Source organism: Allosaccharopolyspora coralli, from assembly GCF_009664835.1.
Taxonomy (GTDB): domain Bacteria; phylum Actinomycetota; class Actinomycetes; order Mycobacteriales; family Pseudonocardiaceae; genus Allosaccharopolyspora; species Allosaccharopolyspora coralli.
Genome location: NZ_CP045929.1, coordinates 4,516,194 through 4,537,404, shown reverse-complemented (window position 1 = coordinate 4,537,404; position 21,211 = coordinate 4,516,194). Strand labels below are relative to the sequence as shown.

23 protein-coding genes and 1 pseudogene are annotated in these 21,211 nt (G+C 69.6%); 18 read left to right on the top strand and 6 right to left on the bottom strand.

Annotation, left to right across the window (positions count from 1 at the left end):
• Positions 1–203 precede the first annotated feature (203 nt).
• Positions 204–743, bottom strand: coding sequence for a CGNR zinc finger domain-containing protein (locus tag GIY23_RS21140; protein WP_228717423.1), 540 nt, complete (start codon positions 741–743; stop codon positions 204–206).
• A gap of 107 nt (positions 744–850) precedes the next feature.
• Between GIY23_RS21140 and GIY23_RS21135 the strand changes: the two genes are divergently transcribed.
• The 7 genes from GIY23_RS21135 to GIY23_RS21105 all read left to right on the top strand — a co-directional run bounded on the left by GIY23_RS21135 (position 851) and on the right by GIY23_RS21105 (position 4,760).
• The gene (locus tag GIY23_RS21135) at positions 851–1,075 is read left to right on the top strand and encodes a hypothetical protein (protein WP_154078259.1); all 225 of its coding nucleotides are present in this window, start codon (positions 851–853) and stop codon (positions 1,073–1,075) included.
• Between the two features lie 64 nt (positions 1,076–1,139).
• Positions 1,140–1,520 (top strand): VOC family protein, encoded by a 381-nt coding sequence (locus GIY23_RS21130; protein WP_154078258.1) that lies wholly within the window; start codon positions 1,140–1,142, stop codon positions 1,518–1,520.
• Between the two features lie 190 nt (positions 1,521–1,710).
• Positions 1,711–2,163, top strand: coding sequence for a helix-turn-helix domain-containing protein (locus GIY23_RS21125; RefSeq protein WP_154078257.1), 453 nt, complete (start codon positions 1,711–1,713; stop codon positions 2,161–2,163).
• A gap of 5 nt (positions 2,164–2,168) precedes the next feature.
• Entirely contained in the window at positions 2,169–2,852 is a 684-nt protein-coding gene (locus GIY23_RS21120; RefSeq protein ID WP_154078256.1) for a hypothetical protein, read from the top strand.
• 94 nt (positions 2,853–2,946) lie between these two features.
• Positions 2,947–3,234, top strand: coding sequence for a DUF2516 family protein (locus GIY23_RS21115; RefSeq protein WP_187351954.1), 288 nt, complete (start codon positions 2,947–2,949; stop codon positions 3,232–3,234).
• Entirely contained in the window at positions 3,234–3,995 is a 762-nt protein-coding gene (locus tag GIY23_RS21110) for an alpha/beta fold hydrolase (RefSeq protein ID WP_228717422.1), read from the top strand. The genes GIY23_RS21115 and GIY23_RS21110 overlap by 1 nt, the downstream gene beginning before the upstream one ends.
• Positions 3,996–4,202: 207 nt before the next feature.
• Complete coding sequence (locus GIY23_RS21105) at positions 4,203–4,760, top strand: YbaK/EbsC family protein (RefSeq protein ID WP_154078255.1); 558 nt, start codon at positions 4,203–4,205, stop codon at positions 4,758–4,760.
• Between the two features lie 62 nt (positions 4,761–4,822).
• Here GIY23_RS21105 and GIY23_RS21100 read toward each other — a convergent pair.
• From GIY23_RS21100 to GIY23_RS21085, 4 genes and pseudogenes are all read right to left on the bottom strand, one after another.
• Positions 4,823–5,089: pseudogene (locus tag GIY23_RS21100) on the bottom strand (formyltransferase family protein); the annotation flags it as partial.
• Between the two features lie 17 nt (positions 5,090–5,106).
• Positions 5,107–5,868, bottom strand: a complete 762-nt coding sequence (locus GIY23_RS21095; RefSeq protein ID WP_154078254.1) for a maleylpyruvate isomerase N-terminal domain-containing protein — start codon at positions 5,866–5,868, stop codon at positions 5,107–5,109.
• Positions 5,869–5,915: 47 nt separating this feature from the next.
• Entirely contained in the window at positions 5,916–6,797 is an 882-nt protein-coding gene (locus GIY23_RS21090; protein WP_154078253.1) for a methyltransferase domain-containing protein, read from the bottom strand.
• Complete coding sequence (locus tag GIY23_RS21085; protein ID WP_154078252.1) at positions 6,776–7,288, bottom strand: DUF2505 domain-containing protein; 513 nt, start codon at positions 7,286–7,288, stop codon at positions 6,776–6,778. Before GIY23_RS21085 ends, GIY23_RS21090 begins: the two co-directional genes overlap by 22 nt.
• Before the next feature lie 16 nt (positions 7,289–7,304).
• On the opposite strand from GIY23_RS21085, the gene GIY23_RS21080 reads away from it, so the two are divergent.
• Together GIY23_RS21080 and GIY23_RS21075 are read left to right on the top strand one after the other, a co-directional pair.
• Positions 7,305–8,423 (top strand): UDP-N-acetylmuramate dehydrogenase, encoded by a 1,119-nt coding sequence (locus GIY23_RS21080; RefSeq protein WP_228717421.1) that lies wholly within the window; start codon positions 7,305–7,307, stop codon positions 8,421–8,423.
• Positions 8,424–8,723: 300 nt separating this feature from the next.
• The gene (locus GIY23_RS21075; RefSeq protein ID WP_154078250.1) at positions 8,724–9,704 is read left to right on the top strand and encodes a chymotrypsin family serine protease; all 981 of its coding nucleotides are present in this window, start codon (positions 8,724–8,726) and stop codon (positions 9,702–9,704) included.
• Positions 9,705–9,780: 76 nt separating this feature from the next.
• Here the strand turns inward: GIY23_RS21075 and GIY23_RS21070 are convergent, their stop codons facing one another.
• Positions 9,781–10,539, bottom strand: a complete 759-nt coding sequence (locus GIY23_RS21070; protein ID WP_154078249.1) for an SDR family NAD(P)-dependent oxidoreductase — start codon at positions 10,537–10,539, stop codon at positions 9,781–9,783.
• 340 nt (positions 10,540–10,879) lie between these two features.
• Here GIY23_RS21070 and mshA point away from each other — a divergent pair, with 340 nt between their 5' ends.
• The 9 genes from mshA to GIY23_RS21025 all read left to right on the top strand — a co-directional run bounded on the left by mshA (position 10,880) and on the right by GIY23_RS21025 (position 21,160).
• Positions 10,880–12,181, top strand: a complete 1,302-nt coding sequence (mshA, locus tag GIY23_RS21065; RefSeq protein WP_407646882.1) for a D-inositol-3-phosphate glycosyltransferase — start codon at positions 10,880–10,882, stop codon at positions 12,179–12,181.
• Positions 12,178–12,690, top strand: coding sequence for a type III secretion system chaperone family protein (locus GIY23_RS21060; RefSeq protein ID WP_154078247.1), 513 nt, complete (start codon positions 12,178–12,180; stop codon positions 12,688–12,690). The genes mshA and GIY23_RS21060 overlap by 4 nt, the downstream gene beginning before the upstream one ends.
• A 557-nt stretch (positions 12,691–13,247) precedes the next feature.
• Positions 13,248–13,994, top strand: coding sequence for a phosphoglyceromutase (locus GIY23_RS21055; protein WP_154078246.1), 747 nt, complete (start codon positions 13,248–13,250; stop codon positions 13,992–13,994).
• A 489-nt stretch (positions 13,995–14,483) separates the two neighbouring features.
• On the top strand, positions 14,484–15,704 hold the full coding sequence (locus tag GIY23_RS21050) for a sensor histidine kinase (protein WP_407646792.1): 1,221 nt from the start codon (positions 14,484–14,486) through the stop codon (positions 15,702–15,704).
• The gene (locus tag GIY23_RS21045; protein WP_154078245.1) at positions 15,701–16,381 is read left to right on the top strand and encodes a response regulator transcription factor; all 681 of its coding nucleotides are present in this window, start codon (positions 15,701–15,703) and stop codon (positions 16,379–16,381) included. The genes GIY23_RS21050 and GIY23_RS21045 overlap by 4 nt, the downstream gene beginning before the upstream one ends.
• 274 nt (positions 16,382–16,655) lie before the next feature.
• Positions 16,656–17,693 carry a Ppx/GppA phosphatase family protein gene (locus tag GIY23_RS21040; RefSeq protein ID WP_154078244.1) on the top strand — a complete coding sequence of 346 codons (1,038 nt, stop codon included), beginning with the start codon at positions 16,656–16,658 and terminating at the stop codon, positions 17,691–17,693.
• A complete protein-coding gene (locus tag GIY23_RS21035) occupies positions 17,690–19,129 on the top strand; it encodes a hypothetical protein (RefSeq protein ID WP_154078243.1) in 1,440 nt (479 codons plus the stop codon). The genes GIY23_RS21040 and GIY23_RS21035 overlap by 4 nt, the downstream gene beginning before the upstream one ends.
• 69 nt (positions 19,130–19,198) lie before the next feature.
• Positions 19,199–20,092 (top strand): sugar phosphate isomerase/epimerase family protein, encoded by an 894-nt coding sequence (locus GIY23_RS21030; RefSeq protein WP_154078242.1) that lies wholly within the window; start codon positions 19,199–19,201, stop codon positions 20,090–20,092.
• Positions 20,093–20,356: 264 nt separating this feature from the next.
• Entirely contained in the window at positions 20,357–21,160 is an 804-nt protein-coding gene (locus GIY23_RS21025; protein WP_154078241.1) for a thioesterase family protein, read from the top strand.
• Positions 21,161–21,211 lie beyond the last annotated feature (51 nt).

Sequence of the window (21,211 nt, the reverse complement as noted above, 5' to 3'; positions counted from 1 at the left end):
AGAACCCCTGCCTTGCGAGGCACGAACTGGAACGCCGGAGCTTCTCACCGTGCTCGGGATGAGCACGCGAGACCATGCCCTGACGGGCATCAGAACAAGGTCACAGACAGGCTCTGACCGCTCCGTCGAGTCTCGGTCGAGACCGTGCGCTGCCGTGAACGACTCACGGCCGGTGCGTCCGAGCGGCCTCGTCCGGTGCGGGGTCAGGACGTGGTGTGGCGTTCGCGCCAGGAACGTGCTTTCTTGCGGTTGCCGCACACCTGCATCGAGCACCACGTGCGGGAACGGTTGCGGGATCGGTCGTAGAACGCCCACAGGCAGTCGTCGGCGGGGCAGATCTTGAGCCGGTCCCAGTGATCGGTGGCGACCAGGTGTACGGCGGCGGCGAGAACGGCGCCGAGTGCGTCCGTCGCGCTCAGCGTCGGGACACCGGTCTCGAGTGTGACGTGCAGCGGCCAGAGTGTGCTGGCCGGCAGCCGCGGCTCGTCTTCGGCTGAGTGCGTGACCGACGCGCGGAGCGAGTCGCGGACGTCGCGCACGGCGTCGAGATCCCGTGCCTGGGCGAGTCCTCGTTCTTCGCACCACCGTCGCCACTGCTCGGTGTGGTCGAGGACGTCGGTGTGTTCTTCGGCATCCGTGGTGTTGAGGAAGGAGAGCACCAGCGCGAGGTCGGCCTCGGCGTCTCGTCGCGGTGTCGGTCCACCTCCGGGTGCTTCCGCGGTCGGTGTGACGGCTTTGCTCACAACACCACTGTAGGCGATTCGGGGGTTGCCGACGTCGTCGATAACCCTCATACTTTATTCACTAGTTACTAACCACTGTTTCTCCTACAGAGGTTGAGGTGGGGATCGTGAGCTCGTTCGAGATCGAAGAGGAGATGCGGACTCGCCGCGCACGGCTGGACGAGCGAGCCGTACAGGCTGCCCGGATCGACCAGGCGCTGCGTGACGGAGGAGGGCTTCGCCCGAAGTGGCTAAACCGCTTCGCGGAGTGGTGGGCGGAGGCGACGGCTCCGTTGCGGATCGGCGACATCAACGACTCCCGGCCGCCGACCGCGCCGCGCGGCTGCCACTGACGACCGTCCGTTCTCGAGCCCTCGGCGGACTTCGCCGCGGGACAACACGAAACGAGGTGTGCACATGACAGCGCCACTGCGCCTGGCCGCGTACGCGATCGACTGTCCTGACCCGCGCGGCCTGGCCGAGTTCTACGGCCGCCTGCTGGGTTGGGGCATCGACGAGGACCAGTCCGACGAGTCGTGGGTCGAGTTGGCGAGTCCGGAAGGCGGCGTCCCGATCGCTTTCCAGGCCGACCCCGACTTCGAGCCGCCTACCTGGCCGGGAAGGGAGCGGCCCCAGATGGCGCACCTGGACGTCCGGGTCGAGAGCCTTTCCGGCGGGCATGAGCGGGCGCTCGCGGCGGGGGCGACGGAATTGCCTCAGCCCTCCGACCGTCTCGACGCGAACTTCCGCGTCTACTCCGATCCGGCAGGGCATCCGTTCTGCCTGTGTGCCTGCTGAGTCCCGGGTGCTTGCTGGTGTTCCCAGTGCGTCCGCGCCGGTTGCTCTGCGCAGCCGGCGCGGACGTGTATTCCAGGCAGGTCGACGCAGTTCAACGGTGACACGCGTGACACTCGAACAGTGCAAGCAGACTGCTTGCAATAGCTAGCACTTGTGGTTACCGTGGAAATCGGGAAGGGGTGAATCACCGGTGGAACGGGTCGACAAGCAGGTCAACAAGGCCGTGAACCAGGCGGTCAGCGACCTCGGCGGGTACATCCGCGCGCAACGCTCCACCGCGCAGATCTCGTTGCGCCAGCTGGCCAAGCGCGCCGGTGTCTCCAACCCGTATCTCAGCCAGGTCGAACGCGGTCTGCGCAAGCCCAGCGCGGAGATCCTCCAGCAGATCGCCACCGCCCTCCGGATCTCGGCCGAGGCGCTGTACGTGCAGGCCGGAATCCTGGAGCAGCGCGAGGGTGGCGCGGTGGTGGACGCCATCCTCGCCGACGACGACCTCGACGAACGGCAGAAGCAAGTCCTTCTCGACATCTACGCCTCGTTCCGGGGCAACGGCACGGACGCGTCGTCGCGTCCGGACGACCCCGGCCCCGGAACGTGGGCGAACGACCTACCCACTCACGCAGCAACCGAAGTTCAGGAGTGATCGCCATGCCGACGCTGCCCCAGCGCGACGACGTGACCAAGCAGGCCAACCAGGTGATCGAGGAGGCGCGCACCCCGCTGCTCGCCGTGCTCGGCGCCGGTGACATCGCCGCGCACGCGGTCGTCGACACCGTCACGAAGGTGCGCACGCAGCTGAACGAGCGCGCGGAAGCGGCGCGTTCCGACCTCAACGACCTCGGCAAGGTCGACACCGACCAGCTCCGCAACCGCGTCGACGGGTACGCCGCGTCGGCCAAGCAGGTCTACGGCTACCTCGCCGAGCGCGGCGAGGACGCCCTCGGCAGGCTGCGGACCCAGCCGGGCGTCCAGCAGGCCTGGAGTCAGGTCGAGCAGGCGCAGGACCGTGTCGAAAACGCCGTCGGAGACGCCCGCGAGGTGGCCGACGACGTGCTCGGGCGGGTCACCCGCGCGACCCGCTCGGGCGGGGAGAAGGCCGCTGAGGCTACCGAGAAGGCCGTCGACGACGTGGCGGAGACGGTCGAGCAGACCGCAGAGGACACCGCGCAGACCGTGAAGGACGCGGGAGCCGACGCCGCGGCGACCACCCGCAGCAAGGCTCGCAAGACCGCGAACAAGACGGAGGCGGCCAAGAGCACGACGACCAAGACCTCGTCGGCCAAGAGCAAGCCGGAGCCGAAGTCGGCGGCGCGCAAGTCGACCAGCAGCTGAATTCGCTGCACCCGGGCCCGTGGCGTCGCGCATGCCACGGGCCCGACCTGTGGTGGGGTGCCGTGGCGGATCGCCGAGCACGTACGCTGAAGGCGTGCCACCGCTTGCAGTCTGGATCCTGACGATCATCTGGTTGGCCGGGATCCCCGTCGGGATCTACGCGTTCGTGCATGCGCTCGTCCAGCGCGCCGACGCGTTCACCGCGGCCGACAAGCTCAGCAAACCCGCCTGGCTCGGCATCACCGGCGGCGGGGCGCTCGTGCTCGCCCTGTTCCAGGGCCCTGGCACGATCTTTTGGATCGCCGGACTGGTCGCCACGCTGATCTACATCGTCGACGTGCGTCCCAAGGTGACCGAGGTGCAGAAGGGCAGCTCCTGGTAGTGGAGTCCCTGCCGTCCGGGGCCCGCTGGATCGCGCGCGGCTCGGGTGATCCCGTCACGCTCGTCGTGCACGGGCTCGGTGCGACTCCGGGCGAGGCCCGTATCCCCGCCTCCGGTCTGCGCGGAACGCGTGTCGTCGTCACGTTGCCCGGTCACGGTGACGCTCCGGACGCGCCGACCGGGTACTGGAACTACGGCTGTATCGCCGCCGACGTGCTCGCCGTCGCCGACGAGGTCGGTGCGACCCGAGGTGTCGGGGTCTCGCTCGGTTCCGGGGCGCTCACCCGCGTGGCTGCGGAGCATCCGACTCGGTTCGAACGGCTGGCGTTGTTGCTGCCCGCCACCGTCGACCGGCCTCGCGACGCGGACGCCGCCGGGACGCTGCAGCGGCTCGCCGACGCCGTCGACGCTGCGGGCTCGGACGGGGGCGAGCGGCTGCGGCACCTCATCGCGGCGGAGGTGCCGGACGGCGCGGAAGTCGGGGATTACGTGCAGCGCCGCGCCGAAGCCCTGTTGCGGCTCGGCGAGGCCCTGCGTGAGCTTCCCGAGCAGTCGGTCGTCGCCAACACCACGCCGCTGGCGTCCGTCGCAACCGACGTCCTCGTCGTCGCAGGAACCGACGATCCGTTGCACCCCACCGAGATCGCGAAGGCGACGACCGCCGCATTCGGTCGCGCACGCCTGGAAGTGCTGCCGTCGTCGGCTCCGCTGCTCACGCATCGCAGAGAGATACGCACCCTGCTCACCGGATTTCTCGGCTGAGGACTGACAGGGTGCGCGGATTGTTCTGCGTTGGTGGTTCCGTGGCCGAACTTCAGCGCCCTGCTCGCTGCGGGATCGATTTTGTGAGTAGTCGGCCTACGTCGTGAGGCGGACGCAGAGAACCCGTGGATGGTCGGGCGGCGTACGTGGTGGCCGCGACAGTTCCACAATGCCCTGTGAGTGGTGCCGCGCGCTAAGGTGCGCCCCATGACTGAGCAGTGGCACACGGCAGCGGGAACGCTCGAGGTCCTGGAGGCGCTGCAACGACCGGACTTGCTGGCGGATCCCGTGCGGGAGTCGCTGCGCGGCCTCGATGACGCGAGGTCGGTCGGAGTCGTGGAGATCGATCCGGACCTCGCCGACACGGCCGAATTCTGCGCGACGTACGGGTCCCCATTGGAGCTGTCGGCGAACTGTGTCGTCGTCGCGGGAAAACGCGCCGGTGAGGTCCGCTACGCCGCGTGCCTCGTGCTCGCCACGACCCGCGCGGACGTGAACAACGTGGTGCGTCGCCGGCTCGACGTGCGCAAGGCTTCGTTCGCGGGAACGGACGAAGCGGTGGAGCTGACCGGCATGGCCTACGGCGGCATCACACCGTTCGGGCTTCCAGCGTGGCCGGTGTGGCTGGATCCTGCGGTGGCCGAGGCACCCGCGGTCGTCGTGGGAAGCGGCGTGCGTCGCAGCAAGCTCATCGTCCCCGGCGAGCTGCTCACGAGGTTGACCGGTGCCGAGGTCGTGGACGGGCTCGGCAAGCCCGTGTCCTGAACTGAGAAGCCGACCGTGCGCCCTACGGGCACAACTGTCAGTTCCCCAACGCCCTGTCCGGACACGACCGTGCGGCCGCCGTGCACGAGCACCCGGTCCTCGAGGTGGGCGCGTAAACCTCGTGTCAGAACGACCTTTTCGATGGTCCGTCCTTTTCGGACCATGTCGTCGACCGCATCGGTGTGATCGACGCGCGTGAGGCCCTGCTCGATGATCGGGCCGGCGTCGAGGTTCGGAGTGCCGTAGTGGCACGTCGCGCCGACGAGTTTCACGCCGCCCTCGTGCGCCTGGTGATACGGACGGGCACCGGCGAACGACGGCAGAAAGCTGGGGCGCTCGGCGTTCGTCACCGGGGACCGACGCCGTTGACGAGCGTGGCGAGTTCCTCGTCGCCCTGGACCAGCGCGTGGCTCGGACGCCCCCAGACCTTGCGGAAGAGCGCGTCGGCGGTACCGGCGACCGTGCTGTCGACCTCGTCGCGGGCCAGCGCGGGATCGTGTGGGACGCCGACCTCGGGAGGTCGCGTGTCGTGGTAGGTCACCAACCAGGTCCGTCCCGCGTCGGCGGCGTGATACAGCACCTTTCCGGCGTAGTGTTCCCGTTCCCAGTCGCGGGTTCCCTCGAACAGCACGGTGAGCATCTCGTCGATACCGTCGGCGGCGAACGTCGGGTCGAACAACAGCTCGTCCGACCGGTCGGCGCCGAGGTCGGCGAGCGCGTGCTCCATGTCGAGCCGGTGGATCGCGGTCTCGTGCGCGGCGCGGCGGGCCCACCAGCCGGGATCGACCGGGCCCACCCACGACCACACCCGACCGTCGTTGTCCTCGGTGGACAGAGCTTCGTGGAGCTCGGTGAGCCGGTCGTCGAACCAGGACAGCGCGTCGGTCAACTCGCGCGGAGCGACCGGGAACTGGGATGGCTGCTCGTCGGGAGACGTGCGCAGGGCGATGCTGGCCATCGAATACACCCTGGCGAGGTGGCGGAGCAATGTGAGGCTGTCCCAGCCGGGACAGGTCGGGACTGCCGCACGTCCATCGGTCCGGGCGACGGCCTCACGGAACGCGGCAGCCTGGTCTCGCAGGTGTTGCAGAGTGAAATCGCTCGCCATGGCGCGCAAGTCTAGGAGTTCGGGAGGCCGCTCGTCGCGCCACGCGGTCAGCTCGCGGGGGCGACGGCGGACCAGGCGACGGTGACCTCGCCGAGGCGCCAGCGCCGCCACCGGTCGAGGACCCGCCCGCTACCCCGCTCGGCGAGCCGTAAGATCGCGTCGGCCCACCGGGCGCGCGGGCCGAACGGCGTCTTCGGTGCCGCGAGATCCCAGCAGGTGTCGAGCTCGGTCAGCAGCGCGTGCACCGGCTCGCCGGGCACGTTGCGGTGTATCAGCGTCTTCGGCAACCGTTCTGCGAGGTCCGAAGGCCGGTCGAGAGAGTCCGGACGGCACGCGAGCGTCAACGTGCGCGGTCCGTTCCGGTCGAGCGTGACCCAGCAACACCGCCGTCCGATCTCGTCGCAGGTTCCTTCGACGAGCAGTCCGTCCGGAGCCAGCCGTGCGCACATCCCGCGCCACGCGTCCCACGCTTCCGGTTCGGTGTACTGCCGCAGCACGTTGAGTGCCCGCACCAGCCTCGGGCCGGTCGAACCGGCGACGCCGGCGGCGAGACCGGCGAACTCGAAGCCGCCGACGCGAAAGTCCAGGTGCGGCGGGTCGGCGACCGCCTTACCGGCGGCGACCCGCTCGTCGTCGATCTCCAGCCCGACGACCCGCACGTCCGACCGGACCGTGCGCAGCCTCCTCGCCAGCTCCACGGTGGTCACCGGCGAGGAGCCGTAGCCGAGGTCGACGACCAGCGGCTCACTTCGGCCGCTGAGGGCACGCGTGACCTGCGGTGTTCCGGTCAGCCAGCGGTCGACACGGCGCAACCGGTTCGGGTTCGTGGTCCCGCGGGTCGGCATCCCGAGCGCGCGGGCGCGTCCCGCGGCCAAACGCGGCTTCTTTTTCCGCGGAGCCTCGTGGGTCACGACCGCTGCGCGAGCCATTCGGCGGTGTAGCCCTCCTCGGCACCCAGCAGCTTCTGCACCTGCTCGGCGACGAAGTCCTCCAGCTTGCCGCCCACGAACGGAACCGAGACCTTCACACTGCCCTCGACGACGAACTCGCACGAGCCGTCCTGGCCGTCGACGTCGTGCAGCCACATCGAACCGGTGATCGTGCACGGTACGCCGGGGATGGCGGCCGCGACCTCGCCGGTGAAGTGCCCGTCGTCCTCGCGGCGCCAGGTCTCACTGCGGTCGATCTTGACGTCCTCGCCGACCACGGTGCGGGCGACCGAGGGCAGGTCCTCCGCGTGCACCGCCTGGCGCATCCGGACGTGCACGCCGTCCTCGGTGTCGGTGTACTCGACGAGCTCCGCCTCCTGCCCGCCGAGTGCTTCCAGCCGGTCCCGGAGATAGTCCTTGTCGATCAACGCTCCGTGGACCTGCTGCGCGGGCCAGGTGAGGGTGCTGCGGTGCTCGATGCGGCGTGCCATGCCGCGAAGGTTACCGTTGGCCCTCGTGAACACCTCCACGTCCGGTGCCGGTGAGTCGCGCGGCCCGACCCGCGACGACCAGCCCCTCGCATCGCACACCACCCTGCGGCTGGGTGGTCCCGCCACCGGCCACGTGGTCGCCCACGACGCCGAAACGCTCGCTGCGGCGATTCGTGAGGCAGACGCGGCCGGGCGTCGGCTGTTGGTACTCGGCGGCGGCTCCAACCTCGTGGTCGCCGACGAGGGTTTCGACGGTCACGTCGTGCGTATCGCCACCCGAGGCTGCCGGTTCGACAGCCTCGGCGACGGCCTCGTGCAGCTCACGGCCGAAGCAGGGGAGAACTGGGACGACGTGGTGGCCCGCACCGTCGAACAGGGACTCGGGGGGCTGGAGTGCCTGTCCGGCATCCCGGGGCTCACGGGTGCGACGCCGGTCCAGAACGTCGGAGCCTACGGCGTCGAGATCTCGGAAACACTCGTCTCCGTGGACCTGCTCGATCGCACGTCGGGGACGGTGCGCACGGTTCCTGCCTCGGAGCTGGGACTGACGTACCGCAGCAGTGTGCTCAAGCACAACGATCGCGCCGTGGTGCTGCGGGTGCGGTTCCAGCTGCGCGACGGCGGTCTCTCTGCGCCGATTCGCTACGCGGAGCTGGCCCGGACGCTCGGTGTGGACCCCGGTGAACAGGTCGACGCCGGAAAGGCACGGGACGCCGTGCTGGCACTTCGGCGCGGCAAGGGCATGGTGCTCGATCCCGTCGACCACGACACCTGGAGCGCCGGGTCGTTCTTCACCAACCCGATCGTGCCTGCCTGGGAGGCGCCTGCCGCGCTGGAACGCCTGCGGGCCGTCGTCGGGGAGGACGCCCGGGTACCGCAGTATCCCGCCGCCGACGACGCGACGAAGTTCTCGGCCGCATGGTTGATCGAACGCGCCGGATACGGGAAGGGCCACGCGGGGCCCGGTGGTCGGGTGGCGTTGTCCACCAAGCACACGCTCGCGCTGACCAATCGCGGCTCGGGCACCACGGCGGACCTGTTGTCGCTCGCGCGCGAGGTCCGCGACGGCGTGCACAGCACCTTCGGCCTCACGTTGCGGCCGGAGCCCGTGCTCGTCGACTGTGCCCTCGACTGACGTCCGTCCGGTACACCACCGTGTACGCGGCGAGGCCCCTGCCTTGCGAGGCGAGTCAGCACGTGCACCAGTTCCCAGAAGGCGGCTGCCAGGACGAAATCAGGTGTAGCCCCCAGGATCCGGACGGGAAGCGGTTCCTGCGAGGGATTCGCCGTATCGAGCAGGCACCGCAGCACGGTCACCCCGGAGGCTCAGTCGAGAGCTGACACGTGCCGTCTCCGGCTCGGCGTGGCGGCCATCGGTGTGACTGTTCGTGACTGATCCGTCACAGCATGTATTAATGGTGGTGGGAGGTCCGGTATGACCACCACGAGCGAACTCCGGGACAAGGCGATCATCCGCCCAGTGAAGCGAGCGGTCGAGGATGACCTCCTCGACCTGCCCGGCGTGCTCGCCGTCGACATCGGCGAGAAACGGGTGGCCGGACGCCGTACCGGGCATCAGGCGATCGTCGTCTCCGTCGGCCGGAAAGGCGCACCGGTCGGCGGAAAAGCAGTCCCCGACGACGTGCTCGGCATCCCGACCGACGTGATCGAGGAGGCGCCCGTGCCGCACCACGGGCGTTGCGCCCCCCGCACACCTGTGCGGACCGACGAGGCGCGGACGTGCATACGCGGCATGCTCGGCCGCGGGATCGCACCATGCCGATCGGTGCGGCTCGTGCCCCCGGAAGCGCCACCGGGCCGGTACCGCAGGGTCGGCACGGTCGGCGTGATGGTCCACGACCACGAGCGCGCGAGCCACGCCATGGGACTCACGACCTTCGACGTCGCGTGCATGGACGACGCCTGGAGCGTCGGTGATCACATGCTCGACCCCGAGTCGGGCGAGGTTTACGCGGAACTCGCCCGCGCGGCCCTGTCCGGCCGGGTCGACGCCGCTGCCGTGGACCTGAAGGACGGCGTCGCGCGGACCTGCGTCATCCGTGGAATCGGTCCCGTGGCGGGGAAATCCCCAGCCGAGAACGGTGCCATGGTGCGCAAGACCGGATACGCGACCGGAACGACCTCCGGCACCGTCGTGTCCACCGACACGACACTACGGCTCGATCACGGGCCGGCCATCGGACGTCGTGTACTGCGTGAACAGGTCCGGGTCGACGGGGACCCGGTCTTCGCGGCGCCCGGCGACGCGGGGGCGGCGCTGGTGGACGCCGCCGGTCGCGTCGTCGGCCTGCACTGTGCGGGAAACCGGGACGGCACGGTCGGATTCGCCTGCCCGATCGGGGAAGTTCTCGACGAGCTCGACGTGGAGCTCTGCGTCGCTCCCCCACAGAACTGAGAGGGCATTGGCGAACTGGGGCGGCGGTACCGGATTGCCTAAAGTTCCCCAATGCGCCCTGACCCCCGCTTGCTTCTCAGCTGCGGTGTGCGCGGGTCGCCGAGTGCTGATCGCGCGGTTTGAGCACGATCTGGTCGAGGTTCACGTGCGACGGCCGGGTCACCGCGAACGTGATGACGTCGGCGACGTCGTCGGCGCTCAACGGCGTCAGGCCCTGGTAAACCTTCGACGCCTTCTCGGTGTCGCCCTTGAACCGGACCTCGGAGAACTCCGTTTCCACCATGCCGGGCGCGAGTTCGGTGAACCGCACCGGCTCGCCGAGATGCTCGCCGCGCAGGGTGCGGTGCAGAGCGGCCTGCGCGTGCTTCGCCGAGGTGTAGCCCGAGCCGTTGTCGTAGGCCTCCAGCGCGGCGACCGAGGTGATCGTCACGACGTGGCCGTCACCGGACTCCACGAGCTTCGGCAGCAGTGCCTTGGTGAGCCGCAACGTGCCGAGCACGTTCGTCTCCCACATCCAGCGCCAGTCGTCCTCGTCGGCGTTGGCGACGGTCGCCAGCCCCTTCGCGCCACCCGCGTTGTTGATCAACACGTTGCACTCGGGAACCTCTCGCACGAACGACTCGACGGACTCGGGGTCGGTCACGTCCAGCGGAACGGCGACCCCGCCGGTCTCCTCCGCGAGCGCGGTCAACCGGTCCACCCGGCGCGCGCCCAGCACCACGCGGTATCCGGCGGCGGCGAGCTGCCGCGCCGTCGCGGCGCCGATTCCCGAACTCGCTCCCGTGATCACGGCCGAACGGGTTCCGTTTCCTGTCGTCTCCGTTGAAGTGCTCACGACGTGATCCTCCCGCAGACCACGCCACGCCACCGGCCGTGTGTGATGTGCCACACCCCTCCCGCCCACATAGGTGGCAAATTCGCGCGAATTTGCCACCTCGCTGTCCACAGGGGGAGGGAGTTGTCCACAGGGGTGGGAGGGGCCGGTGCGGGTCCGCGAGGGAGGGCGGTGGTGACGGGGGAGTAGCGTCTCGGTGACGTCGAGGGTGTGGCACCGCGCCGATCGATCGGCCAACGCCCCGCGAGTGGACCTGCTCACCCGTGCCGTCACCGGGAATGATCAGCCTCCGTACAGCGTCGGAAGTGAGCAGCACCGTGCCTCGTTCCGACCGATGGGTTTGCCGATGACCACCAGACCGCGACGCCTCCGGCCGCGCCGCGCCGCCGTGTTGTCCCTGCACACCTCGCCGCTGGAACAGCCGGGCACGGGAGACGCGGGCGGCATGAACGTCTACGTGGCCCAGACCGCACGCCGGATGGCGGAACTGGGCACCGAGGTCGAGATCTTCACCCGCGCCACGTCCTCGGACGTGCCTCCGACGGCGCAGCTGGTGCCGGGAGTAACCGTGCGGCACGTCGTCGCGGGACCGTTCGAGGGGCTCGACAAGAACGACCTCCCCGCCCAGTTGTGCACCTTCGCCGCCGGCGTGCTCCGGGCCGAGGCCCGCAACGCGCCCGGCCACTTCGACGTCGTGCACTCGCACTACTGGCTGTCCGGGCAGGTCGGCTGGCTGGCACGGGAACGTTGGGGCGTTCCGCTGGTCCACACCGTGCACACGCTCGCGAAGGTGAAGAACGCCGCTCTCGCCTCTGGAGACACCCCGGAGCCGCGTGTGCGAGTCGTCGGCGAGGAGCAGGTCGTCGACGACGCCGACCGGATCGTGGCCAACACCGACCTCGAAGCCCGCCACCTCGTCGAGCTGTACGGGGCGGACCCGGACACGATCGCGACAGTGCCGCCCGGTGTCGACCTCGACGTGTTCACCCCCGGCGACGCGCGGGAAGCTCGGGCGAAGCTGGGACTTCCCCAGGATGCGCACGTCCTCGCGTTCGTCGGCCGGATCCAGCCGCTCAAGGCACCGGACGTCCTGCTGCGAGCGACCGGCGAGCTGCTGCGCCGGCGGCCCGAGCTGCGTGACCGGTTGGTCGTGCCGGTGGTCGGCGGACCGTCCGGCACCGGACTGGAACACCCCGAGTCGTTGCACGAGCTGGCCCGGTCGCTCGGCATCGACGACGTGGTCCGGTTCCTGCCGCCGCGTTCCGGCGCCGACCTCACCGCCGTGTACCGGGCCGCCGACGCGGTCGTGGTGCCGAGCCACAACGAATCCTTCGGCCTGGTCGCCTTGGAGGCGCAGGCGTGCGGCACCCCGGTCGTTGCAGCCCGGGTCGGCGGCCTGGCGGTGGCGGTCGACCACGACACGTCCGGCCTGCTCGTCGACGGCCACGACCCGGGCCGGTGGGCGGACGCGCTGCAGCGCATCGTGCTCGATCCCGATCTGCGGTCCCGGTTGGCGCGCGGTACGACGACGCACGCGGAGCCGTTCTCCTGGCAACGGACCACGGAAGCGCTGCTGGACACGTACGCGCAGGCCACTGCCGCTTTCCATGCCCGCTTCGCGACCGAGGAGGCCACGGCGTGAGCGCACCGGCGGAGATCATTCGGAGCACGCTCGACTCGCAGGAGTTGAGCTACGAGCTGAAGGGTGACGGGCGGTTCTTCGTCACGTTGCCGGGGACGAAGAAGCTCCAGACGAACTGCTGGATCGTCGTCGCCGAGCACGCGGTCGTGGTGGAGGCGTTCGTGTGCAGGCAACCGGACGAGGCGCACGAGGACGTCTACCGGTATCTACTGCGCCGCAACGCGCGGCTCTACGGGGTGCACTACACGATCGACGACGCGGGGGACATCTACCTGGTGGGGCGGTTCGCTCCGGAGTCGGTGACGGACGCGGAGCTGGACCGCATCCTCGGGCAGGTCCTGGAGGCCGCTGACGGGGACTTCAACGTACTGCTGGAGCTGGGCTTCGCGACGGCGATCCGCCGTGAGTGGGGCTGGCGCGAGTCTCGCGGTGAGTCGCTCGCGAACCTGCAGGCGTTCCGCGGTCTGGTGGAGCGCGATGGACCCGTCCTGCCGCTCGACGAGCGATAAGAGGGTGTGCGGGTCGATTTCCGGTACGCCACGGAACAACCCATGCAGACTAGCCCGCGCGCTCTGCGGATGCTCGGGGTCCCACGCGGGGCGGCTCGGGAGAGAGGGGGAGTCACGAGCTCGAGCCGCCCCACGATGGGACTTCCCGCCGTGCAGGCCCGATTGGGCGGGGGGCACCCAAGGGCCTGGCGGGGTGCGACCCGACGGGGGATGACGGGTCGCACTCACGCCCTCTCAAGATCGGGGAGTGCGTGGGAGCCGATCAAGGAGAGCGTTGTCAACTTCGCAGAGTCACGCACCGGGCCACAAGCCCGACACGTTGCTCCGTTCGAGTGACGTTAGGCAAGAAACGTAACGCCGTGACCTCACTCTGTCCCGCGTCGTCCAGGAATCGTGATCAGTGTCACTGATTGGGTGAACGAGCCTCAGAGATTCGGTCACTTTCCGATGACGAGCACAACCAAAACGCACTGCCGCGGCCGAGGCGCGGTCGTGCTTCCCGTGCCGGGCGACTCGGTCGCGCTCGCGAGGCGCGGCGCCGACGTTAGCCTGAACGCATGACAGTCGGGACCCTGGTGCTGCTACGGCACGGCGAAAGCACATGGAACGCGAAGAACCTCTTCACCGGCTGGGTGGATGTTCCCCTCTCGGAGAAGGGCGAGACGGAAGCCCAGCGTGGCGGCGAGCTGCTTCGGGAGACAGGGGTGCTGCCGGACGTGCTGCACACCTCTTTGCTGCGCCGCGCGATCGCCACCGCGAACCTCTCCCTCGACGCCGCCGACCGGCACTGGATCCCGGTCCGGCGCGACTGGCGCCTCAACGAGCGCCACTACGGTGCACTGCAGGGCAAGAACAAGAAGCAGACGCTCGACGAGTACGGCGAGGAGCAGTTCATGCTGTGGCGCCGCTCGTACGACACGCCGCCGCCGGAGATCGAACCGGGCAGTGAGTTCAGTCAGGACGCCGATCCCCGCTACGCCGACCTCGGCGACGGGGTGCCGCGCACCGAGTGTCTGAAGGACGTGGTGGGGCGGCTGCTGCCGTACTGGGAGTCGGCGATCGTCCCGGACCTGCGGTCGGGCAGGACCGTCCTTGTGGCCGCGCACGGTAATTCGCTGCGCGCGCTCGTCAAGCACCTCGACGGGATCTCCGACGCGGACATCGCAGGGCTGAACATCCCGACCGGCATCCCGCTGCGCTACGACCTCGACGAGAGTCTGAGCCCGAAGAATCCGGGCGGCACCTACCTCGACCCCGACGCGGCCGCGGACGCGGCCGCCGCCGTCGCCGGCCAAGGCCGCTGAGTCCGCCCGGCCCACTGAGAATTTCTGACCGAGGGTCTTGCTCGGTGGGTCGGGTAGTGGAACCTCAGTGCCCTCCGAAGGATGCGGCGATCGATTTCGTGAGTAGTGGCCTACGCGGCGAAATCGCTGTTCCCGCGAAGAGGGCGCTGAGAATCCGCCGGTGGTCGGTGTGCGTACGCAGCGGGAAGATTCTCGGCGCAGGTGCCGACAGTTTCCCCGCAGCCAGCAACGGAACCGCCACGGCAGATCAACTCCCGCGAGCTCGCGTATCACGTGAATGGGTGTCATTCGACACGGTGATACTCAGGGTGAGTCGCTGCACAGCGTCGCAAGCGTCCCTGATTCGTGGACGTCTTCCGAGCGAGGGTGAACGGTCCCTGCACCCCGAGTGACGTGCAGATGAAGAACCCGCCCTCGTCGTGTCACCGGTGTCACGGAACCGGCGTGCACTCTGGCCCCGGACCGGGCGGACCTGCTTACGATGCAGACGTGACCACATTGGGCTACGCCGCCCTGCTGATCGTCGTTCTCGCGCTCGGCATCGCGGGCGGCCATCTGCTCACCCGCCTGCTCGCTCGGCGGGAGCGAAACCAACAGCACGGGCCCACCGTCGCAGAGCTACTGCAACGGCTCGTGCACTCCAACGGCAACGGCATCGTCGTGCTCAACAAGTTCGGCGACGTCGTCCTGCACAACCCGAAGGCCGTCGAACTCGGGTTCATCAAGGACAGCCACGCGGACCCGCGAGCAAGCAAGGCGGCCGAACAGGCGGTCGAGTCGGGAGATCGCGTCGCCGTCGACCTCTCGCCGCTGAACCGCACCCTCCGGGGCCGCGGACCGGCCGCCGTGCTGGGTGAGGTCCGACCACTCGGCGACGGCTACGCGGTCGTCGACGCGGGGGACGAGTCCGACGCGGTGCGACTCGAAGCGACCCGGCGCGACTTCGTCGCCAACGTCAGCCACGAACTCAAGACGCCCGTCGGCGCGCTCGCGCTGCTCGCCGAAGCCGTCATCGACGCCGCGGGCGACCCCGACGAGGTCCGCCGCTTCTCCGACAAGATCCTGCACGAGTCCACCCGGCTCGGAACCCTGGTCTCCGAACTCATCGCGCTGTCGCGGCTCGAGGGCGCCGAACGGCTCCCGGAGATGACCACCGTCGAGGTCGACGACGTCGTGGAGGAAGCGCTCGGCCGCTGCAAGGTCGCCGCCGAGCAGAACGACATCACGGTCAACCTCGACGAGCCCAGCGGGCTGCAGGTCGACGGCGATCGCACGCTGCTGTCCACCGCGTTGAGCAACCTCGTCACGAACGCGATCTCGTACTCGCCGACAGGCTCGTCCGTGTCGGTCAGCCGCAAGCTCGCCGACGACCACATCGAGATCGCGGTCACCGACCGGGGCATCGGCATCCCGGAGCAGGATCAGCAGCGGGTCTTCGAGCGGTTCTTCCGCGTCGACCCCGCGCGGTCCCGGGCGACCGGAGGCACCGGGCTCGGGCTGGCGATCGTCAAACACGTCGCCGCCAACCACGGTGGCGAGGTCAGACTGTGGAGCCGCTCCGGAACCGGCTCGACCTTCACGCTCCGAGTGCCGAAGCACGCCGTGGTGCACGCCGACGTCCACGAGGCGGACCACGACACGACACCAGTGCGGCGCGCCGCCGACACTGCGCACGGTCAGCAGGCCGTCGAAACGGGAGGAGTCCGGTGACCAGGGTGCTCATCGTGGAGGACGAGGAGTCCTTCGCCGATCCAATGACCTTCATGTTGCGCAAGGAGGGGTTCACGCCCGCCGTCGCGACGAACGGCCAGGACGCGCTCGACGAGTTCGACCGCAACGGTGCCGACATCGTGCTGCTCGACCTGATGTTGCCCGGGATGAGCGGCACCGACGTGTGCAAGCAGCTCCGGCAGCGCTCCGGCGTGCCAGTGATCATGGTCACCGCGCGGGACAGCGAGATCGACAAGGTCGTGGGACTCGAACTCGGCGCCGACGACTACATCACCAAGCCGTACTCGGCGCGGGAGCTCATCGCCCGCGTCCGGGCCGTGCTCCGCCGCGGCGGTGAGGCCGAGGAACCGGAGCAGGACGCGTTGGAAGCGGGCCCGGTACGGATGGACGTGGAGCGCCACGTGGTCACCGTCTCCGGCGAGGAGATCAGCCTGCCGCTCAAGGAGTTCGACCTGCTGGAGTACCTGCTGCGCAACGTCGGCAGGGTGCTCACCAGAGGGCAGCTCATCGACCGGGTGTGGGGTGCCGACTACGTCGGCGACACGAAGACCCTCGACGTCCACGTCAAACGCCTGCGGGCGAAGCTCGAGCCGGACCCGGCGGAGCCGAAGTACCTCGTCACCGTCCGCGGGCTCGGCTACAAGTTCGAGGTCTGAGCTGAGCTCAGCGGGTGCGCGGGTCGGTCTGCGTGGTGGGTCGGGGGCGGAACCTCTCCCGCCCTGCTCGCTGCGGGATCGATTTCTTGAGTAGCGCCCTACGCGGCGAGAATCGCTGTCCTCGCGAGGAGGGTGCTGAGAACCCGCGGGTGGCTGATCTGCGTAGCGGCGAGGAAATCTGTCGCGCCGGGCCGGCCACGCTCGCGACGTGACGTGAGCCACGCTGTGCTGGTGGTGTGCGTACGGTGGCGCCGCTGGCGGTAGGTTGTCCGCCATGCGCCTAGGGGTGCTCGACGTCGGATCCAACACCGTCCACCTGCTCGTGGTGGACGCACACCGTGGTGCCCACCCGACGCCGATGTCGTCGGAGAAGAACGCGCTGCGGCTCTCGGAGCGCATCGGCCAGACCGGCACGCTCGACGCGGACGGGGCCGACGAACTCGTTCGCTCCGTCGACTCGGCACGCAGGCACGCGCTCGATGCCGGGTGCCAGGAACTGATGGCCTTCGCCACCTCGGCGATCCGGGACGCCGACAACTCCCACGAGGTGCTCGATCGGGTGCACGCGGAGACGGGCGTCGAGCTGCGGGTGCTCTCCGGCAGGGACGAGGCGCGATTGACGTTCCTCGCCGCACGCCGGTGGTACGGCTGGTCGGCGGGCCGCCTGTTGCTGGTCGACATCGGCGGCGGCTCGCTGGAGATGGCGATCGGTGTGGACGAGGACCCCGACATGGCGGTGTCGTTGCCGTTGGGCGCGGGGCGCCTGTCCCGGACGGTTCGGGAGGACCCGCCGAGTCCGGACGAGCTCAAGGACCTCCGCAAACGTCTCGACGACGGGCTCTCCGACGTCGCCAAACGCTTCCGCAAGCAGGGCAAACCCGACAAGGTGGTCGCGACGTCGAAGACGTTGCGCACCCTCGCCCGCCTCACCGGCGCGGCCCCGAACTCCGCCGGTCAGCGCGTGAGCCGTTCGTTGACCGACACCGGGCTGCGTCAGCTGCTCGCCTTCATCACCCGCATGTCCGCCGAGGACCTCGCCACCGTCGACGGGGTGAGTTCCGCCCGGTCCCACCAGCTCGTGGCGGGTGCGCTGGTGGCGGATGCCACCATGCGGGCACTGTCACTCCGGGAACTCGACATCTGCCCCTGGGCGTTGCGCGAGGGAATCATCCTTCGGAGGCTGGACCACGCCAACGGCGAGGACCAGAAGGCTCCGAACGGTGGCGGGGAGCACACAGTGGTGGGTGAACCCCCACAACCTGATCAGGGCACTGGACGGAAGGCGCAGTACGGGGCACGGTGGAATCGATGAATCGCGACAGCGGGTCCGAGCAGCCCGGGCAACGCACGGTCGCCGAGCTGCTCGCCGAGTACGGCAAGGACAGCTCGGGCAAGACCGGCACCCGACGTCGCCGCCGTCGCGCCGAGGATCCCACGGAAACCGCGCCGCACGCGATCATCGACCGGGTCCTGTCCGACAGCGGAAAGATGCGGCCGGTCGACGCGGACGGCCACCCGGTGTCGCCGAACGCGCAGTCCTCCTCCGGCCCGGCCGCGCAGCAGTCCGCGCCGGCACCGCCGCCCGGGGCCCAGCAGCCACCAGCAGCGCAGCAGGCGCCTGGCGGACAGCAACCACCCGCAGGGCAGCAGCCAACTGCACCGCCGCAGCCGTCGGCACCACCGCAAGCGCCTGCGGGACAGCAACCGCAGCATCCCGCGACTCAACAACAGCCGCCGCTCGCATCGCCCCCACCCGCCCAGCAGCCGGGGGGCGCCCAACAGGGTGCTCAGCCGCCCGGCAGTGCACAGCCCCCCGAGCCGCAGCAGCCCTCCCAGTCGCAGCGCGTCCAAGGACCGCCGGTACCGGCTTCGCAACCGCCTGCGCCGTCCGGACCGCCGCCGTCTGCCCCGCCCGCCGCGGCACCCGGTAGGCAACCGGCGGATCCGGCGCAGCAGGAGCCTTCCGAGGACGAAGCGCCCGGTGGCCCCTCGGCCAACGTGTGGGCTCAACGGTTCGCGGCCGCTGCCGGGGGGCCGACGTCCGCAGCCTCCGCGCAGGCGTCCGCTCCCGCGGCCCCCGACCAGGAACAAACCACCCGCCAGCCCGCCCTGTATCCACAGAATCCGGCTCAGGACGGTGGGCACACCGAACAGTTTCCGCCCGTCGACGCGGCCGACGAGCAGGGCACGGCCGTCGTCCCGGTGCCGCAGAACGACCCGTACGCCTCGGGTGGTGACCTGCCTCGTGCGGCCGAGCAAGATCCCTACGATCCGTACGGCGGCCAGGCGCACGAGCAGCCGTTCGGGACCGCAACCGGCTACGACGACTCGTACGCGGACGGGAACTCCGAGTTCGACGGGTATGCCGACGCGTACGCCGACGGCGATGAGTTCGCCGCCGACTACGACGAGTTCGACGAGTACCCCGACGACAGGCCTGCGGGCATGGGCGACGACGACTACGACGACTCGGAGGAGTCGGCGTCGCCGGGCCGTGAGTGGGCGACGTTCGCCGCCCAGATGGGCGTTGGCCTGGTCGGCGGCGGGATCCTGTGGGTCTGCTTCCGGTGGCTGTGGATCACCATTCCGGTCGCGGCGCTCGTGGCGGCGTTGGTCGTCACCGGTGCGCTCGTGCTCGTCGCGCGGAAGTTCCTCCGTGGCGACGACGTGCAGACCGTGCTGCTCGCCGTGTTGGTCGGGCTGGTGTGCACGGTCTCACCGGCTGCGCTGCTGCTCATCGGGCAATGACGCCAGGAACTCCCGCGTCGCTCGACGAGGGTCCGCCACGACCGACGACATCCCCGCGCAGGGCAGGACATGACCGCTGACAGCGATGCGACCGACGCCGCCGTCCGGCTCACCCGGCCAGGGCCGTTCGATGCGTCGGGCGGCGCGCCGATTCCGATCGGGTTGTCGACTGCCTCGGTGTGGCCGCAGCCCGCGTCGGCGGCGTTCGAAATCGCCGCCGAACTCGGTTACGACGGCGTCGAGGTCATGGTGTGGGCGGACCCCGTGAGCCAGGACATCGCCGCGCTCGGCAGACTCTCCGATCGCTACCGGATGCCGATCCTGGCGATCCACGCGCCCTGCCTGCTGATCACGCAACGGGTGTGGTCGCCCGATCCGCAGGACCGGCTGTGCCGGGCGATCGTGGCTGCCAGTGACCTCGGCGCGTCCACGGTGGTCGTGCACCCACCGTTCCGGTGGCAGCGGCGGTACGCGGAGTCGTTCGACGAGCTGGTCGCCGAGCTCGAGGAGACCAGCGGGGTCGACGTCGCGGTGGAGAACATGTTCCCGGTTCGTCCGCCGAACTCGTGGAGCCGTCTGCGCAACGGCCGCTCGGCCGGATTGTCGGCGTTCACGCCCTCACCCGACCCGACCGACGTCGGATACCGGAACTACACGCTGGACGTCTCCCACGCCGCGGCCGCGCACACCGATGTCCGCCAGCTGATGGACCGGATGGGCGACGGTGTCTCGCACGTGCATCTCGCGGACGGCACGGGAGCGCCTCGCGACGAACATCTCGTCCCGGGACGGGGCTCGATGCCGTGCGCTGAGGTGTGTGAGGCACTCGCGGACGGCGGGTTCACCGGGGCTGTGGTACTCGAGGTGAACACCCGCAAGGCTCGGACGCAGCAGGAGCGCAAGGCACAGCTGGCCGAGGCGTTGGTGTTCGCCCAGCTCCACCTGCAACCCGTGCCGGGATAGTGCTCGTCAGGGGGGAGGGTGTGCGTGTGTGGTCGGGTGGCGGAACCTCAGCACCCTCCTCGCCGCGGGTGGCTGGTCTGCGTAGCGCGGACGAACCTCGCCCCACATCAATCCGCGCACCCTCCGGGTAAGGCTCGTGGCGGTGTGTTGTCCGGTGGGTTGCGTGACTGTGGCATGTGTCGCCAACCGCCATCCCAAGATCATCATTTCGTCGTCGGCCCGTAGAATTCGCGCCATGAATCCGTTCCGTGATTCGGTCGTCCTGTGAGCGACGTGCCGGACGACGTCCTCGACACACCGCTGCGTCCGCTCGGCGACGGCAGCTTCATCGCCGACCTCCACCCGGACTGGGCGGTCGCCGACCGCCCGCACGGCGGCTACCTGCAAGCGGTACTGACGCGCGCGGCCGAGGCCGGGCTGCCCGGTCACGATCTCGCTCCACTCGCGGTCAGCGCCCAGTACCTCAGCGCGCCCAAGATCGGGCCGGTGCTGCTGCGTTCCGAGACCCTCAAGACCGGACGCACCGTGACCGTCGTCCGCGCCGTGCTCGAACAGAGTGGCCGCAGCTGTGTCGAAGCGACGGTCACCTTCGGAGTCCTGCCTGACAGTGCCCCCACCTGGGCGGACGTTCCCGACGACATGCCCGCGCACCCGACGCCGGACAGCGTCGACCTCGCTCAGCTCGACCAACCGATGGGCGTCTACCGCGCGTGCGACGTCCGGATCGACGTCGACGGTGCCGGATTCCTGATCGGAGACACCACGCAGCCGCCGCGTCTGCGGCTGTGGGCGCGGCCTCGCGACCGTCGTGCTGACCTGTTGTTCGCGCTCATCGCCGGCGATCTCACCGTCCCGGTCACGTTCAACCTCGGTCGTACCGGGTGGACGCCGACGGTCCAGATGACCTCGCTGCTGCGTGCGCGGCCCGCGAACGGCTGGCTGCGGCTCGTGGTCGACTGCAAGGCGGTGCACGGCGGTTGGTTCGACGAGGACACGATGGTCCTCGACTCGGCCGGTCGGCTCGTCTGCCAGTCCCGCCAGCTCGCCCTCACCCCGGCCCAGGCTTGACGGTCGTGCGGGGTTGGTCTGCGTCGACGTGATGTAGGGCGCTACCTGATG